General features: G+C 33.9%; 1 protein-coding gene. It reads right to left on the reverse strand.

Annotated features, from left to right (window positions below):
- A partial coding sequence (locus KH400_RS22530) for an HAD-IIB family hydrolase (protein ID WP_217228440.1) occupies positions 1-310 on the reverse strand: 310 nt, incomplete at its 3' end.
- Positions 311-363: the final 53 nt, after the last annotated feature.

Genomic DNA, 363 nt, shown 5'->3' on the forward strand with positions numbered 1-363 from the left:
TAATTGCCTCGTGTCCTTTTTCTTTTGCTAGCTCTAAAAAAAATTGAATTGTGTTCGAATCCATTTTCTCTAACAAAATGTCAGAACCCTTATGTACAGCATAAGCACCATTATAGCCAATAAAAGAGTCAATGTTTAATTCTTCACCAATTTCTTTAATCTCATGTAATGGTCGTCCGGTCGCAAGAAATACTTCTAACCCTTTTTCCTGTACCTGACTCACTGCTTCTTTCGTCGATTGTTCAATTGAATCATCTGGTTTTAAGATTGTCCCATCAATATCTAGAAACAAAATTTTATGTTTTGACATGTACTCTCTCCTTTATGTTTTCTGAATTATCATTAGCGCTAACACCTATTAGT

Origin of the sequence: Desertibacillus haloalkaliphilus, assembly GCF_019039105.1 — a bacterium.
GTDB lineage: Bacteria > Bacillota > Bacilli > Bacillales > KJ1-10-99 > Desertibacillus > Desertibacillus haloalkaliphilus.